Raw genomic sequence first — 14,771 nt, 5'->3', positions numbered from 1 at the left:
GCTTAAATAAAAAGGGGAGAAGGAACATGGCGGATTGGGTACAGTCGTTTGAGGAATACGCGCAAAAGCTGCTTGCAGAGGCAAAAGTAACAGGAACAGCAGTCGGATTGGCAGAGCAAGGAGAGCTGAAGTATTTCCATGGCTTCGGTTTGGCAGACAACACAGAGGATGCCAAAGCATTAACCGCTGATACGGTGTTTGGCATCGGTTCCGTGACCAAGTCCTTTACATGTGTGGCCATCATGCAGCTTCAGGACGCAGGTAAGCTATCCGTTCATGATCCGGTCATCAAGTATCTCCCTGAGCTCCGCACGCCTAATGAAGCTTATACCCGGGAGATCACGATCCATCATCTGATGACACATACCGCAGGTTTTCCTCCTTTGGATACATTAATGGGTGCAATGAAAAGAAGTATTGTGGAGGGAGGGGATGTCCTGTCCTCTAGCTCCGGTCTTGATATTGATCTCGATAAAGCGGAAGAGATCAATACAAAAGAAGAATTCATGGCCTATATCGGCAAGCTGGATTATGAGTTTCTAGGTGCGCCTGGAACGGAGTTTAGCTACTCCAACGACAGTTATGCCATGCTCGGACTGATTATTGAACGAGTGAGCGGGATATCTTACGAGCAGTTTGTGCAGGATCATATTTTGGTGCCTGCCGGGATGAAGAACAGTGCTTTTCTCGTCGAGGATTTGCCAGAGGGGGCAGAGGTAGCTACCTTGTTTACCCGAAAAAGCCCGAAGGATGGCGGTGAGGTATACCGTTCTCCTTCATGGTGGGATTCACCATCGATGCGCGCCGCTGGATTTCTGAAATCGACGATTCACGATCTATTGCGCTATACCGAAATATTCAGAACCGGTGGATTGGTGGGCGAGAATCGCTTGCTCTCACCGGAGAGTGTGCAGGCCATGATGGCGCCTCATTGCTCGATATCGCCGTTTCAGGCATATGGCTACGGATTATTTGTGGCAAATTGTCATGGCGGAACGCTAATTGAGCATGGTGGAGCGATCAAGGGAGTTGCGGCACAAATCTTTGTTTTACCCGAGCGTAATCTGACAGGAGCCATTCTCATGAACACAGATGGCGGTCCGATGGCGGATTTGATGCACGGCATTTTGAATGCGAGCCACGGACGTTCTACGGATACAGTACCCTTCCAATATCCGGATTATGAGCTGGCTGTAGAAGCACTCCCCGCATTTACAGGCGAGTATCGCTCTTCCGAAGGGGCTACTGTATCGGTAGAAATCGAAGAGAACGAGCTGGTAGCCAAGAGTAATGGAACGAATATTCCACTTCGTTCAGTAGGAGAAGACAGCTTCGTCATGAAGCGGGGCGAAACGGATATGTTTATCCACTTCGTCCGCGACGAGGCAGGAGTAGTCACACGGATGGGCTTCGGGGCTCGTCAGCTGATCAAGGTCCTTGCCGAAAAAGAACAAACCGTCTAAATAGCAAAACGCGTACCTGCAAGAGCTCATGCTTGCGAGGTGCGCGTTCTTTCTATTTATAGTAGAGGCGTTACGAAGAAAGGGTGGCAGGAAGCTGCTGCTCCTCTACCATAGGTCGCTTCCAGTTCGGATGCTGCTCCATTTGCCGGAACGAACGGAAAAACAACAGGCAAAGGCTGATACTTGTAAATGTAATACCGCCAACGAATAATAGAAGCCCCGGTGTTGCAATGTTCTTGGCGAGAAGAAAGGAGCACAGTGCATAGCTGACTGGCCCAAAGCCGATGGACATCAAGGAAAGCAATGACATGACGCGACCGAGCATGTTGGCAGGAACGATGCTTTGAATATAGGTGATAAACGGAATATTTGTCATACTGAGTGCCATTCCGATGAGAAAATGAGAGACGAGCCCAAAGGAAAGCTGCTGGATGAAATAATACGAGCTGATTCCAACTCCCATTCCTCCAAGGATAACGGGGAGTAACAGGAATTTTCCACGGAATCCTTTGAACAATCCGGTCAAAATCCCGCCGACAATCATGCCCGCTCCAAGAGAGGTACTGAGTGAGCTATAAGCACTCCCGTCCCATCCGAGGTCATTCACATGAATGGGAATGATCATATTAACTGGGCCGGAGAACATCATGTTGGTGAACAGTGATGTTGTTAAATTAAACGCAAGGATCGGGATTGAATACGTAAAACGAATTCCTCCCACGATATCCTTGAAATAGGAGTGTCCCTTTGAATCTGTTGAAGGTTCTGAAGTCGTTTCTTTGGTGGACGAGTGTGTTTGGAGAGAGAGGACAAAGAGTGTTCCCACGATGAAGGTGCATGCCAAAATCATAAACATAATCGGATAACTCACTGTTCCAATTAATAAGGCAGTAACAACCGGTCCGGCAACCAAGCTAATCTGGTGACATAGTTCCATTAAGCTGTTAGCGGGCGCAAGTTGTTCTCGAGAGACAAGAGAGGGCAAAATCGAGCTGCGTGCTGGCCAAAAAAATGCATCGACTGTTCCGAATAAAGCTGCCATCACGTACAGACTGACTGACAGGGAACCAGGCGCCATTTTCTTGAAGCATAAGCAAACTGAAGCCGGCCAGAATCATCCCTCTAGCCAAAAGGGAGGAAAACATAATCCATTTTCGATTCAACCGATCGGCAGCCACCCCGCCCGCCAGCATAAAGAGGAGACGGGGGATCGACATACAGATCAAAGTTGTGCCGAGGATTGCTCCTGAGCCGATGGCATTCACGATAAACCAGTTGAGCAGGATGAAGAAAGCTCCGTCAGCCATCGCCGAAAATAAAGTTCCGCACCATAACCGGACAAATGATCCATTTTTCCAGAGGGAGTTGTTAGTCGCTAGCGAGCTCATCGCCATTGTCCTCCTTCTTTTTCTTCACCACAATCTTGCCGGTGAAATGCCTGGATTCAGACTGCTGGAGCTCATAGTTATCTGGCAAGGAATCGTCTTCTGCGACGTAGTAGCGTTCATTCGTCATGAACCCGACTGTGACCATGTAAAAGCTTTCAACCGTATCCTCAGCTTCTCCAGCAGCAATCCTCTCTAAGTAGCGATCTTCCATTTCGGCTAGCTCATCAAGTAAAGACTGATATTTTTTGATCCAAGCAAATATTTCCTTCCGAGGTGCTTTCACTTCGGAGTTAACTGCAATTGCTGGCGGTCGATCCTCCTGATCCGAAAAGAGCAAGAATGATTCGTCTGGAGCGTTATAAAGCCGAGTGATGCTGGAACGCAGATGGTTTAACATTGTTTCCTGCAGCAGGATACTGTCTTCTCGTAGGGAGGGCAGTAAAGCATCGCTTACCTTGAAGTCGTATGCAACAGCCCGATAAAACTTTTGCACGATCCCGTTCTTTTCTTCCGTGCGTACGACCTCAACGAAGCCGTGGCTTTCCAATTCCTTCAGGTGATAGTGGACTTTAGAGGGAGAAAGGGAGAGTATTGTCGCGAGCTGCTTGCCTGTGTATGCCTCCTTGACCAGCAGCGTGATAATTTGAAGACGCAAGGAATCACTGACAGCTTTTAATTGATCCAGAGTTTCCACAACTACGTATCGTTTCAATACGATCCACTTCGCAAGATCAAATTGCGCTTATTTTTCGGCAAATGATACAATATTGAAAACGGTGAGAGGATGCATTCCTGTGGCGATCTTACAACATCCCGTCTTTCGCCGTTTGTATACGGCCCACATTGTACACATCATCGGAAATGAATTTACATTTATTGCGGTCGTTGGACTTTTACATGATTTAAGTGGATCGGGTCTTTCTTTTGCGGCAGGTACTGTGTTTCGCATGATCCCTTATATATTTGCCAGCTTTTTCGCAGGAACGCTTGTGGAGAATTGGGATAAACGGCGGGTTATGATTGTCGTCAATTTGCTTCGCGGCATTCTCGTCAGTTTGTTTTTCTTCATCACATCTGCGACCTACTTATGGGTGGCTTTTTTGTTATTGATTCTGGTCAATGTTTGCAGTGCTTTTTTTCAACCAGCCATGCAGGTCGCGATCGTACAATCGGTGGAGGAAAAAGACAGGCTGGCTGCCAATTCCCTTTTGCAGGGAACGACTTCGTTTCTCATTATTGTCTGTCAGGGTGTGGCAGCAGTTCTGGTTTACTTGTTCTCCTATCGCTACAACTTTTTGCTCGATGCCGCCTGTTATTTGTTGTCGCTGTTCATCTTGCTTCCGCTGCCGCATATTGCCAACAATGTTGTGTCGAAAGCCGCTGTACCTTTTATGGAAAGGCTAAATGAGGGCTTCCGCTATATCGGCAAACATCGGGAAATTGGCAGTGTGATCGGCTATCAGATGGCGGAACGTGTATGTGGAGCCTATTACATTATGCTTATGTACTATGTTCTTACGGAGCGGGGAGAGGGCTTGTATGTATTCGGACTATTGGATATTCCGTTGGGCCTTGGAGGTGTGATCGCTGGGATTGCCGTGAACAAGCTGTCTGACAGCCTGAGTGAAAAGGGAACGTGGCGTGTCCAAGGATGGGCACTCGTAGCGATGGGATGCTCGATTTTCGCCGTGTTTCATACGAAGCCACTACTTGGGCTGGCAATCGCTATTCTCTTTGCATCAACGGCTCAGTTTAGCTCTTCGATATTGTCTGTGACGAAGCTGCAACGATTGTCAGATCCTGCTTATTTGGCTCGCGTTTTTTCCATTCGGGAAATGGCGACTATGGGAAGCTTTTCTGCGAGCTGCTTGATACTCGGATTCAGTGCAGAGCAGGTCGGCAGTGCCGCTGTCTCCGTGTGGCTTGGGTTCTTTGGGGTTGCAGCAGGACTCCTGTGGCTTTGGATCCGTCGCAAGTTGCAAAAGATAGTAAACGTAAAGATAGATTCCTCTGCTTAATTGGAGCGGAGGTTCTTTTTTATACAAAATGAAACTTTTAGGTTTAATAAATATAATTGTTGAAAAAGTATGAATCTAACTATACAATGAATGGAAAATAGAGAAAAAGGAAGATGCAGCATGAAGGAATTATGGCGGCAGCGTTCATTTCGCTGGTATTGGCTGGGGATGTTCCTGTCTGGTCTGGGGGATCAGTTTGGCTGGATGGGCTTGACGTGGTTTGTCATGAATAAAACAGGCTCACCTGCTGCGATGGGCGGGGTTGTTCTTGCGTATATGCTCCCTGCTGTTTTTGCTGGTTTAGTGGCCGGGGTTTTGCTGGATCGGTTTGATCGGCGCAAGCTCATCATGATGGACAATGTGGCGCGAGGCCTCATTTTTATAGCGTTGGTTGCATTATTGCAGGTCGATCAAGTTCCGCTATTTGTGATATACGCACTGATTGTGATTGCAGGAATCCTTTCTCCGTTGAGCACAGCCGGGGCACAGACTTTGTTGCCGAGAATCGTCTCGGACAAAAATCAATTGGTCAAAGCGAATGGCGTGATGGAAACGCAATGGCAAATTGTTTATATGTTTGGACCGGCACTCGCGGGTGTTTTAATTGGGTTGATTGGTGAGGCTTATGTTCTGTTGATCGATGCGGCCAGCTTTTTTGTATGTGCCTTCTGCTTCTCCCGGTTACCGCGAGAGCTTACGAAAAGTGCGAATCCTACAGCGATTGCAAAAGGCCAAATGGGAGTGTTCTTCCGTTCTCTCTTGAGTGACATGCGGACAGGGTATCGCTACATATTTGGACGCAAGCAATTGATTATTCTTGTTTTCTTTACGTTTTTGTTTAACATGTCGTACGGTCCTATTGAAATTGCACTACCCCTGTATGCGAATCAGGATTTGGCAGGAGGATCTGTTGCATTAGGGATGTTGTGGTCTTCTTTGGCAGTCGGGGCATTACTAGGCTCTCTCTTTTTCTCGACGGTTACGTGGAAACTTCCATTGGGTTCGACGCTCGCAGGGATTATCGTGGCGTGGGGATTGACCACATTGCCAATCGCTTTATTCTCGAGGTTGGAGATCGCGATGGCTTCGATGGTTGTGGCAGGCTTTTGCTTTGCTCCCTATAACATCATGTATAGAAGCTATCTGCAAAAACAGGTGCCCGATGCTCTCTTGGGGCGTGTATTGACCAGCGTTCGTACGATTACGGGGACAGGAATGCCGGCAGGAGCGGCTGTCTCTGGCTTCCTCATACCCTTCTTGGGCGTTCAAGGGATCATTGGAGCCGGAGCAGCCGTATGCATCATTTGTGGTCTTCTTGCATTCGGGGCATTGAAAAACTTGGAGGATTCCTCATCACTTCCGATTGAGGAGAGGTGAGACGAGGTGTTTTAGCCACTGAGGCAATAAAAAGTAGATGCGGGAGAGCGCATGCAGACGAAATGGCATGGCAACCTCCGGACGCTTTGCTTCCGCCGCTTGGTAAATGGCCTTTGCTGTTTGTTCCGGTGTCAATAAATACCGACTCACTTTGCTTCGATAGCTACCCGTTTTGTCTGCCTTATCCAAAAAGGGTGTGTCGATCGGTCCTGGCATCGCACACGTCACAGCAATTCCAGTGCCTTGCAGTTCATGGTGCAATCCTTCGCTAAAGCGGATGACAGCTGCTTTGCTGGCTGCATATACCGCAGCTTTGGCTGTTGCGACCTGTCCGGCAAGTGAGGCAACCGTGATAATATGACCGTGCTTTTGTTGAAGCATCATCGGCAAAAAGGCACGGGTCGTGTAGAGAACACCGGAAATATTCGTTCGCAAAGTTTCTTCCAGCTCCTCTACGCGCATATCGATAAGTGGTTCAAAGACTGCCATCCCGGCATTGTTGTAAAGAAAATCACAGCGTTCGAAGCGGATGTGCACCCATGCAGCGAACTGCCGAATATCTTCGTTGCTGCTGACGTCTAACGGGTAATGATGGAGATGATTAGGATAAGCCTCTTGTAGCGAAACGAGTTTCTCGTTGATGGCTTTGCGACTCGTGGCAATGACACAATCACCTTTTTCCAAATGAAGTCGTGTCAAAGCGAGACCAAGGCCACCAGAAGCCCCGGTGATGACGACAATACGGGGAGTCGACATGTCATCCTCTTCTTTCTTGTGTAGAGTTTTGATTTCCATTGCGAATGGCAAAGTATAAGCCCCCAAGTTGTTGTGAAGGCTAGCCTCTAGGGGGTGAATGCACATGCCAGCAGTAAAATGTTCTGTAGCAAACTGTGAGTACTGGGCGCAGGGCAATCTTTGCAGCGCCGAAGAGATCATGGTAGAAATTGATGCACACGCTACCGTAAACCTGAAAGAAGAATTCGCAGGCGAGTACGGTCAAAACACGCAGCATCAGGATCAGGCAAAGACATCGTCTGAAACCTGTTGTCTGACGTTCAAGCCGAAGAAATCCGAAAAGAAATAACCTGGCTTCGGCGCAAAAAGGACGTATCCCTCAATGGTGATACGTCTTTTTGCTATTGATCTATACGCTTGTCGTGACTGCAAAAAGCTCGTTGACTTTTTGGGCGACCTCTTCCCAAGTAGTGACTCGATGGACGAGTGGAGGAAGGGAAGCTTGATTATAAGGAGTGTCAAACAAGAACACGGGAATTTGCAGTGCTTCTGACAATTGCAAAGCGTTCTCCAGACGATCCTCCAAAAAAAGGTCCACGCCCCATTTGCGAGCAGCTGACAGCTTGTCGTGGCTCCCAATCAAATCCACCTCATGATGAGGGATATTGTAGCGAGCAAACCATTGTAAGGTTACATCGCGGTGACGATCCTCACGAGCACTTATATATACCAGCTTGTGGGAGGAAAACCAATCGCGCAAAACCTGATCGGCAATTCCGTGAACAGGTGCACCATCATAAAGGCGCTCCCCGTTTTGATCCAGCCACGCTTCGAATTCTGCGTCCGTGATTTGATACACGTTGGCTAAATTGTACTCCACACAATCTTCATATCGTAAATCTCTTCCAAAGCTCTCATTCATCAACGGAACAATACTGCTAGGTGAAGTGACTGTACCGTCAATATCAATGCCAATGGTTAGGATTTTGTCTGGTTTCATTCTCTCGCCTCCCGTTTAAATTGTACAACGTAGGCAGACAATAAGGCTACTTCCTTCACTTAAATAATCCTTTACCAAAAAAGGGGCTGAGCATGCTATGTTGGATCGACACGAACGTAATGATGCGAAGCGGAAGGAAGACACCGGCTTTTCCGAGACGGTTGATCAGCACGACAGGGAGTTTGCAGTGAACACTTGGACACAGGCCGTCTTTGACGAAGACGAAGAGCGGTCGAGGCGCAAGATTCACTATGATCCCCACTCCTTTACAGAGCGCTATACGGGCGAGCTGGATGAGGAGCGAAACGACTTTTCGGAGCGTTTGGATGGCGTTGTTCTGACGAAAGAGGACCGTTCACCGGTTGCCAAAGTTAGAGATGACGACATCGAGGCTGCGGCGGAAATCGCCGAGCCCATTCCGACCAGTCGTGCTGCTAATGAGATCGAACCAGAAGAGGATAGCCAAGAAAATAGGGCCAGCGGTATCGGGATGACTGGCTTGGGCTTATCGATCCTGTCCCTGTTTCTCATGCCGTACTTGGTGGCTCCAATTGGAATGGTGCTAGGCTATCTGGCGTATCGACGCAACTCGAAGACACTGGGAGCCTGGGCGATGATCGTAGGTGCTATTGCCATTTTAGGCGCATTAGTCATCTACCCGTACTATACGGCTCGCTAAAAGCATCAAACCGCAAAACCTCTCCGGTTCATTCAGCCGGAGAGGTTTTTGTACTGCTATTTGTATAATGAAGAAACAAAAGGTGTAATCGCTGCGATAACGGCGTCACAAAACACATCGGAACGGCGTACGCGATTATCCGTTAACAGGGAATAGGCGCCGCCGCGATGATTACTGCCGACGGTTTTCCCCCATTCATCTATGATGGTACTAAGCTCAATTTGCTCCTGCTGGATTCGGTGGACGGCTTGATTCGGGATAGGAAACGCCAGCCCCTTTCCAATAAATAGCTCACTTCCATTCCAGGCTGCGCAGATGGAAATCAAATACCACTGCTTTGTAAACTGCTCATCGTACATAAGTCCGCCTTCTAAGCCCAGCCCAATATCTGCTTCTGGGGTTTGACTACGGGCAGCTTTTGCTCGATTGATCGCTCCTGTAATTGTTTCTTCTTCACTCATCGGCTGAGCCGCTACTCCTGAGGGGACAGATAAGCAGAAAGGTTCCGTGCCGGTTGCTTTTTGTACAGCGAGACGTTTTGCTTCATTTTGCGTTCCGAGTGCATAGCGGAAAATATGATAATCCAACGGCTTGTTCCACCTCTTTCCATCATCGATGCTAGTGGTAGTATACCACCTTTTGATGCGACCGCGATTCTCTAGGTTGTGATAAGATAATAGGCATAGAAAAGAGACAGACCTATCATGCGAAAGAGAAAGAGGAGTGGACGATGAAATTTACAAAGCTGCATGGCTTGGGTAATGATTACGTTTACGTCAACTGTTTTGAGGAAGACTTATCGAGTGTAGATTTACCCGAATTGGCAAGAAGGGTGAGCGATCGGAATTTTGGCATTGGGGGCGATGGACTGATCCTCATTATGCCATCGGAGCGAGCAGACTTTCGCATGCGGGTCTTTAACAATGATGGCAGCGAAGCAAAAAATTGCGGAAACGGCTTGCGCTGTGTCAGCAAATACGTATTCGATCACGGTTTGACTCAGCAAACAACGTTTACCGTGGAGACGTTGGGAGGGACCGTCACTCCTGTCGTATCGCTAGGATCAGATGGTAAGGTGGATCAAGTAACGATAGATATGGGCGAGCCTCGCTTTGAGCGAGCAGCGATCCCAATGACAGGCATTCCTGAAGAGCGAGTGCGAGAAGAGGTAATTGAAGTCGATGGAACTGCGTTTACGATGACGGCTGTTTCGATGGGCAATCCTCATGCCATCCTTTTCGTGGATGAAGTGAAGGAAGAAGATGTTCGTCACTATGGTCCCATGATCGAATATCACGAATGGTTTCCTGAACGAACCAACGTCGAATTTATCCAAATATTGAATCAGGAGGAAATTCTTTTCCGTGTATGGGAGAGGGGATCAGGTGTAACACTTGCCTGTGGGACAGGAGCTTGCGCTGCTGCAGTAGCTGCCCACTTGAGTGGAAAGACAGGTAGAAAAGTCACTGTCCACCTGGCAGGAGGCGATCTCTTTATCGAATGGAAGGAAGCGGATAACCGCGTCTATATGACGGGTCCGGCTACTGAAGTTTTTTCTGGTGAGTATTTAGGGGAGATCCCATTTAAATAGGAGCAAGCCAAAACCGTTCCGTCGAAATCGACAGGAGCGGTTTTTTTACAAAAAATAGCGTGGTCACGGCGAATCCTTCATGCCGTCACCACGCTATCGAATTCGAATGAGCGTCACGCGTTGTACACCTCATTTAGGTATGCGACATCCGTGCGGTCGTACTGAGGGGTATTTTTGTTCATCTTCGCCAGTTCCGCTTGCAGTCTTTTCAATTCGGCTTCCATCTTCTTGATTTCTTCTTGCATAGCTTGTGCTGTCATGGTGGTTCTCTCCTTGTTGTCGTTTTTTATCTAAATTTATTGACTATTCTAACGAAAGGCCAAAACAATGTAAATAGCCTATATCTGGATGTAAGCGCTTTATTCGTGAATAGTCTGTGAACGGTTGTTCAGATTGTCTGATTTGGCCTTTTGAGAGCAACACACTCGGGGAAAAATAAGGTCGAGAAGTGTAATACTTTGTATGTTCTTTACGAAAAGTCATGTTATGATGAAGCGTAGTATTCGGGCATCTTGCCCTTAGGAAGGTGTTTACTGGTGATTTACTTGGACAACAGTGCGACTACCCGGCCTCATCCTCAAGTGATTGAAACCGTTAGACGCGCGATGGAAAGCTACTATGGAAACCCGTCTTCTTTGCATCAAAAAGGAGTAGAGGCGGAAAATGTACTGAAGCAGGCGCGAAAGGTTGCCGCTCAGTACTTGGGCTGTAAAGAAAGTGAAGTGATTTTTACTTCAGGTGGTACGGAGAGCAATAATACGGCGATCAAGGGTGTAGCCTTTCAATATCAAAACAGAGGGAAACATATTATTACGACGCAGGTAGAGCATCCGGCTGTTTACGATGTTTGCAAACAGTTGGAAGGCCTAGGGTTTGCTGTGACATATCTTCCGGTAGATCGTGAAGGTCGAGTATCGGTAGAAGCTGTTCAGAAAGCAATGCGTCCGGATACGATTCTCGTTTCGGTCATGCATGTGAACAACGAGCTGGGAACCATTCAACCGATCTTGGAAATCGGACAATGGCTGAAGCAATTCCCGAAAGTCTTGTTTCACGTCGATGCTGTCCAAGGAATTGGGAAAGTTCCTTTGCGCATCAAGGATTCAGGGATTGATCTGTTGAGCGTCTCTGCTCACAAGTTTTACGGCCCCAGAGGAGTCGGCATTCTGTATAAACGAGAAGGCTTGATTATTCACCCGTTGATGATGGGTGGCGGTCAAGAAGGCGGTGTTCGCTCAGGAACGGAAAACCTCCCAGCCATCGCTGGTATGGCTAAAGCAATCCGGATTCTCGAAGAACTGGGCAGCGTCGAGATGATCAGGCTGCAAAAATTGAATCAACAGCTTCGTGAAGGGATTGCAAAGATTGAAGGTTGCATCGTGAATACCCCGGAAGCGAATACGGCTCCTCATATTATGAACTTGTCAGTACCAGGAGTAAAAGCGGAAGTCCTGCTGCATGCTTTGGAGGAGAAAGGCTTTCTGATATCCACCAAGTCCGCATGCTCATCCAAAGCCAATGAGCCAAGCAGAGTTCTGACTGCGATTGGGATTGAGCGGGATTGCGCGTTGTCGTCTCTGCGGGTCAGTCTGGGCCGGGAAAATACAGCGGAGGACATTCAGCAGTTTGTGAAGGCGTTAGAGGAATGCGTCAATGTGCTTCGTACTTATATCAAACAACAACCTGCCCCCGCTCATAGAAAATAGTGTGGACAACTAAAAGGAGATAAATATGAACTACGATGTTATTTTAATTCGTTATGGTGAGTTGGCGCTAAAAGGGAAAAACCGCGATCAATTCGAAGAGGCCCTTGTAAAAAGTGTGAAAAACGTACTGCGCTCGTTTTTTAAAGTAAAAGTTCGACGCAATTACGGTCGGATGTATGTGGAGCTGCACGGTGAAGACGCTTATGCGGTTATGGAGCGATTGAAACGCGTTTTTGGTATTTCTTCCTTTAGTCCGACGATCCAGGTAGATCCTGATATTGAAACGATCAAGGAAAAAGCGCTGGAGTTGGTTCGTCAAATGGATCCTCAGCCGCGTACCTTCCGCGTGGTTTCTCGTCGCGCAGATAAACGCTATCCAATTCAATCGATGGAAGTGAACCGCATGGTGGCAACACACATCCTGCGCGCACTTCCAGCTATCAGTGTAGATTTGCATGAGCCGGATATGGTTGTTAATGTAGAAATTCGTACGGAGGGAACGTACATTAGTTGTGAAACCATCCCGGGACCAGGTGGCTTGCCAGTTGGGGTCAGCGGAAAAGTATTGCTGCTTCTCTCAGGTGGTATCGACAGTCCTGTGGCGGGTTGGATGATGCTAAAGCGTGGTGTGACGCTTGAAGCGATTCACTTCCACAGCTATCCATTTACGAGCGAGCGCGCTTTGCAAAAAGTACGCGACTTGGCTCATAAGCTGACCAAATGGGGTGGAACTGTCCGTCTCCACGTCGTACCGTTTACTGAGATTCAGACCGCCATTCGAGAAAAATGTCCAGAAGACTATTTGATCACCATCATGCGTCGTTTCATGATGCGCATTTCGGAGCGCGTAGCGGAAAACACCAATGCCAAGGCACTCGCAACAGGAGAAAGCCTCGGTCAAGTCGCGTCGCAAACCTTGGAAAGCATGGACACGATCAACAAGGTGATTTCGATTCCGATCCTGCGACCACTCGTCGCCATGGACAAGGTAGACATCGTGGACATTTCTCGTCAAATCGATACGTACGAGCTGTCTATTTTGCCGTATGAAGATTGCTGCACAGTGTTTACACCGAAAAATCCTGTAACGCGACCGAAGCCTCGCCTCGCCGCAAAATTTGAGGAAGCGCTGGATGTAGAAGCGTTAGTGGAGGATGCTGTAGCGCGAACTGAAATCGAAGAGATTACAACGAAGCCAAAAGAAACGACAACCGACCTGTTCTAAATTCAAGTATAGAGAAAATCGCGACACGGGGGAGAAGGAATCATGATAATCCGTTATGAGCGCAATGGTAAGGTGAAGCATGGCTGGATGGTGGAAGAGGATCACAAAGTACGCGTGATTGAAGGGGACATTTACAAAATCCATACGGCAAAACCGATCATGACGGGCCTTGAGCTGCCTTTGGATGAGGTTACGTTAAAGGCGCCAAGTGATCCCAGCAAGGTCGTATGCATCGGATTGAATTACCGGGACCATGCGGCTGAGATGGGGATTGACCTGCCAAAAGAACCGTTGATGTTTTTGAAGCCGTCAACAACTGTCATTGGACCTGGCGAGCCCATCGTCTATCCAAAGCTGACGAAGAACCTTCATTATGAAGGCGAGCTTGCCGTGGTGATTAAGAAAGAGGCCAAGAAGATCAAGGCTGCGGATGCAGACGACTATATTTTGGGATTCACTTGTGCGATTGATGTGACCGCTCGTGATCTGCAGATGACCGATGGGCAATGGACACGGGCAAAAGGCTTTGATACGTTTTGTCCGCTTGGACCTGCTATTGCGGCCAAACTGGATTATCATAACTTGCGTATCGTGACACGAGTAAACGGGGAAGTGCGTCAGGATGCTTGCACTGACCAATTGATTTTTTCGATTCCGCAGCTGATCGAGGCTGTATCTACGGTCATGACGCTTCGTCCTGGCGATGTTATTTTAACCGGGACTCCGTCTGGTGTAGGTGAGCTTGTTCCAGGTGACGAAATTTCGGTAACCATTGAAGGGATTGGAACCTTAACGACTCATGTAGTGGCTGAGGAGTAGTCATATATTCTTTAATAAGATCGATCAAGCCCCCTGCTTGTGTGAAGTGGGGGCTTGGTTTTTTCTTTTATTCTTCTTTGTTCGGATCATCATGAATGGGATGCGCGGAGGGGTCTTGTCTAGGAAGGTCTTGATGCATCTGCCGTGTTTCGTAAGTGAATCGAGTGGTGGTGGAATGTTGTCCGGGCTCCCAGCCTGTTGCTTTCCCTAGGTGAGTTTCATTGGTGGCAGCTCCAAATGGCCCCTCAGGGAATTCTTCCTGAAGGATTTCATTGCGCTGCGACTCTACAGTAGATAATTCACTGTAATTCTCGTTTTCATATTCTTCATAGGTTGGTTTTGGATCCATAGTAACACCGCCGTTTATTTGTTGGATACTTCACGGGTACACAGTTAAAAAGCCTAGCGGTTATAGTGTGAAATAAAAAGAGAATCACTATTCGTTTTTCCTATTGACTCTTTCATTAATTTCATTTATATTTAAATTCTGCTCGAAAAAATCAACACATTTAAAAAACATCGATAAAAAAGTGAAAGAAACACTTGACTTATATGTGGTGATTTTGTTATATTAGATCTTGTCGCTGCTGAACGAAGTGAAATGGTTAAAAAAACCTCTTGCAAAAACAGTTGCGATATGATAAAGTTGAAAAGTCGCCTTCGGGCGAGTGACACAAAATGCTCTTTGAAAACTGAACAGCGAAAGCGTTAATGAGTCTATCATTAAATGATTTGCCAGCTTTGAACCAGTAACAAACTTTATTGGAGAG

At 47.6% G+C, this 14,771-nt stretch carries 18 protein-coding genes; 9 read left to right on the top strand and 9 right to left on the bottom strand.

Annotated elements, in window-relative coordinates; genetic code table 11:
* The first annotated feature begins 26 nt into the window (after positions 1-26).
* On the top strand, positions 27-1,463 hold the full coding sequence (locus FB479_RS16340) for a serine hydrolase domain-containing protein (protein ID WP_142066001.1): 1,437 nt from the start codon (positions 27-29) through the stop codon (positions 1,461-1,463).
* Between the two features lie 70 nt (positions 1,464-1,533).
* Here the strand turns inward: FB479_RS16340 and FB479_RS16335 are convergent, their stop codons facing one another.
* From FB479_RS16335 to FB479_RS16330, 3 genes are read right to left on the bottom strand one after another with little or no spacing between them, the layout of a single operon-like run.
* Positions 1,534-2,505 (bottom strand): MFS transporter, encoded by a 972-nt coding sequence (locus FB479_RS16335; RefSeq protein ID WP_255438423.1) that lies wholly within the window; start codon positions 2,503-2,505, stop codon positions 1,534-1,536.
* Positions 2,408-2,851 carry an MFS transporter gene (locus tag FB479_RS30975; RefSeq protein WP_255438422.1) on the bottom strand — a complete coding sequence of 148 codons (444 nt, stop codon included), beginning with the start codon at positions 2,849-2,851 and terminating at the stop codon, positions 2,408-2,410. Before FB479_RS30975 ends, FB479_RS16335 begins: the two co-directional genes overlap by 98 nt.
* On the bottom strand, positions 2,832-3,563 hold the full coding sequence (locus tag FB479_RS16330) for a winged helix-turn-helix domain-containing protein (protein WP_142066000.1): 732 nt from the start codon (positions 3,561-3,563) through the stop codon (positions 2,832-2,834). Before FB479_RS16330 ends, FB479_RS30975 begins: the two co-directional genes overlap by 20 nt.
* 82 nt (positions 3,564-3,645) lie before the next feature.
* Between FB479_RS16330 and FB479_RS16325 the strand changes: the two genes are divergently transcribed.
* Positions 3,646-4,869 carry an MFS transporter gene (locus tag FB479_RS16325; RefSeq protein ID WP_142065999.1) on the top strand — a complete coding sequence of 408 codons (1,224 nt, stop codon included), beginning with the start codon at positions 3,646-3,648 and terminating at the stop codon, positions 4,867-4,869.
* A 120-nt stretch (positions 4,870-4,989) separates the two neighbouring features.
* Positions 4,990-6,246, top strand: a complete 1,257-nt coding sequence (locus FB479_RS16320; protein ID WP_106654601.1) for an MFS transporter — start codon at positions 4,990-4,992, stop codon at positions 6,244-6,246.
* Here the strand turns inward: FB479_RS16320 and FB479_RS16315 are convergent.
* Positions 6,223-7,053: an SDR family NAD(P)-dependent oxidoreductase gene (locus FB479_RS16315; RefSeq protein WP_106654602.1), complete on the bottom strand. Its 831-nt coding sequence runs from the start codon at positions 7,051-7,053 to the stop codon at positions 6,223-6,225. The genes FB479_RS16320 and FB479_RS16315 overlap by 24 nt on opposite strands.
* 52 nt (positions 7,054-7,105) lie before the next feature.
* Between FB479_RS16315 and FB479_RS16310 the strand changes: the two genes are divergently transcribed.
* Positions 7,106-7,330: a DUF1540 domain-containing protein gene (locus FB479_RS16310; protein WP_106654603.1), complete on the top strand. Its 225-nt coding sequence runs from the start codon at positions 7,106-7,108 to the stop codon at positions 7,328-7,330.
* Between the two features lie 60 nt (positions 7,331-7,390).
* On the opposite strand, the gene FB479_RS16305 is transcribed toward FB479_RS16310, so the two are convergent.
* Positions 7,391-7,981 (bottom strand): 5' nucleotidase, NT5C type, encoded by a 591-nt coding sequence (locus FB479_RS16305; protein ID WP_142065998.1) that lies wholly within the window; start codon positions 7,979-7,981, stop codon positions 7,391-7,393.
* Between the two features lie 97 nt (positions 7,982-8,078).
* Between FB479_RS16305 and FB479_RS16300 the strand changes: the two genes are divergently transcribed.
* Positions 8,079-8,660: a DUF1700 domain-containing protein gene (locus FB479_RS16300; protein WP_142065997.1), complete on the top strand. Its 582-nt coding sequence runs from the start codon at positions 8,079-8,081 to the stop codon at positions 8,658-8,660.
* Between the two features lie 56 nt (positions 8,661-8,716).
* Here FB479_RS16300 and FB479_RS16295 read toward each other — a convergent pair whose 3' ends face one another.
* A complete protein-coding gene (locus tag FB479_RS16295) occupies positions 8,717-9,247 on the bottom strand; it encodes a DUF84 family protein (RefSeq protein ID WP_142065996.1) in 531 nt (176 codons plus the stop codon).
* 143 nt (positions 9,248-9,390) lie between these two features.
* Here FB479_RS16295 and dapF point away from each other — a divergent pair, with 143 nt between their 5' ends.
* Complete coding sequence (dapF, locus tag FB479_RS16290; RefSeq protein ID WP_142065995.1) at positions 9,391-10,251, top strand: diaminopimelate epimerase; 861 nt, start codon at positions 9,391-9,393, stop codon at positions 10,249-10,251.
* 113 nt (positions 10,252-10,364) lie between these two features.
* Here the strand turns inward: dapF and FB479_RS30525 are convergent, their stop codons facing one another.
* Positions 10,365-10,511, bottom strand: coding sequence for a hypothetical protein (locus FB479_RS30525; RefSeq protein WP_017250402.1), 147 nt, complete (start codon positions 10,509-10,511; stop codon positions 10,365-10,367).
* 276 nt (positions 10,512-10,787) lie between these two features.
* On the opposite strand from FB479_RS30525, the gene FB479_RS16285 reads away from it, so the two are divergent.
* The 3 genes from FB479_RS16285 to FB479_RS16275 are packed head-to-tail and all read left to right on the top strand — an operon-like array spanning position 10,788 to position 14,001.
* Positions 10,788-11,957, top strand: coding sequence for a cysteine desulfurase family protein (locus tag FB479_RS16285; RefSeq protein ID WP_142065994.1), 1,170 nt, complete (start codon positions 10,788-10,790; stop codon positions 11,955-11,957).
* Positions 11,958-11,982: 25 nt separating this feature from the next.
* Complete coding sequence (gene thiI, locus FB479_RS16280) at positions 11,983-13,182, top strand: tRNA uracil 4-sulfurtransferase ThiI (protein WP_106654609.1); 1,200 nt, start codon at positions 11,983-11,985, stop codon at positions 13,180-13,182.
* 42 nt (positions 13,183-13,224) lie between these two features.
* Complete coding sequence (locus FB479_RS16275; protein WP_142065993.1) at positions 13,225-14,001, top strand: fumarylacetoacetate hydrolase family protein; 777 nt, start codon at positions 13,225-13,227, stop codon at positions 13,999-14,001.
* 67 nt (positions 14,002-14,068) lie between these two features.
* On the opposite strand, the gene FB479_RS16270 is transcribed toward FB479_RS16275, so the two are convergent.
* Together FB479_RS16270 and FB479_RS30750 are read right to left on the bottom strand one after the other, a co-directional pair.
* Positions 14,069-14,350: a hypothetical protein gene (locus tag FB479_RS16270; protein ID WP_106654611.1), complete on the bottom strand. Its 282-nt coding sequence runs from the start codon at positions 14,348-14,350 to the stop codon at positions 14,069-14,071.
* A 222-nt stretch (positions 14,351-14,572) separates the two neighbouring features.
* On the bottom strand, positions 14,573-14,771 hold a 199-nt coding region (locus FB479_RS30750), incomplete at its 5' end, for a hypothetical protein (protein ID WP_221629579.1).

It is taken from the genome of Brevibacillus sp. AG162 (assembly GCF_006715575.1).
Lineage (GTDB): Bacteria > Bacillota > Bacilli > Brevibacillales > Brevibacillaceae > Brevibacillus > Brevibacillus brevis.
This window is presented reverse-complemented; position numbering and strand designations above follow the sequence as displayed.

What these genes read in the sequence shown, in the direction of transcription:
- FB479_RS16305 (WP_142065998.1), bottom strand. Translation starts at nt 7,981, where the DNA reads ATGAAACCAGACAAAATCCTAACCATTGGCATTGATATTGACGGTACA.
- FB479_RS16270 (WP_106654611.1), bottom strand. Translation starts at nt 14,350, where the DNA reads ATGGATCCAAAACCAACCTATGAAGAATATGAAAACGAGAATTACAGT.
- dapF (WP_142065995.1), top strand. Translation starts at nt 9,391, where the DNA reads ATGAAATTTACAAAGCTGCATGGCTTGGGTAATGATTACGTTTACGTC.
- FB479_RS30975 (WP_255438422.1), bottom strand. Translation starts at nt 2,851, where the DNA reads ATGAGCTCGCTAGCGACTAACAACTCCCTCTGGAAAAATGGATCATTT.
- thiI (WP_106654609.1), top strand. Translation starts at nt 11,983, where the DNA reads ATGAACTACGATGTTATTTTAATTCGTTATGGTGAGTTGGCGCTAAAA.
- FB479_RS16340 (WP_142066001.1), top strand. Translation starts at nt 27, where the DNA reads ATGGCGGATTGGGTACAGTCGTTTGAGGAATACGCGCAAAAGCTGCTT.
- FB479_RS30525 (WP_017250402.1), bottom strand. Translation starts at nt 10,511, where the DNA reads ATGACAGCACAAGCTATGCAAGAAGAAATCAAGAAGATGGAAGCCGAA.
- FB479_RS16310 (WP_106654603.1), top strand. Translation starts at nt 7,106, where the DNA reads ATGCCAGCAGTAAAATGTTCTGTAGCAAACTGTGAGTACTGGGCGCAG.
- FB479_RS16335 (WP_255438423.1), bottom strand. Translation starts at nt 2,505, where the DNA reads ATGGCAGCTTTATTCGGAACAGTCGATGCATTTTTTTGGCCAGCACGC.
- FB479_RS16300 (WP_142065997.1), top strand. Translation starts at nt 8,079, where the DNA reads ATGTTGGATCGACACGAACGTAATGATGCGAAGCGGAAGGAAGACACC.
- FB479_RS16275 (WP_142065993.1), top strand. Translation starts at nt 13,225, where the DNA reads ATGATAATCCGTTATGAGCGCAATGGTAAGGTGAAGCATGGCTGGATG.
- FB479_RS16320 (WP_106654601.1), top strand. Translation starts at nt 4,990, where the DNA reads ATGAAGGAATTATGGCGGCAGCGTTCATTTCGCTGGTATTGGCTGGGG.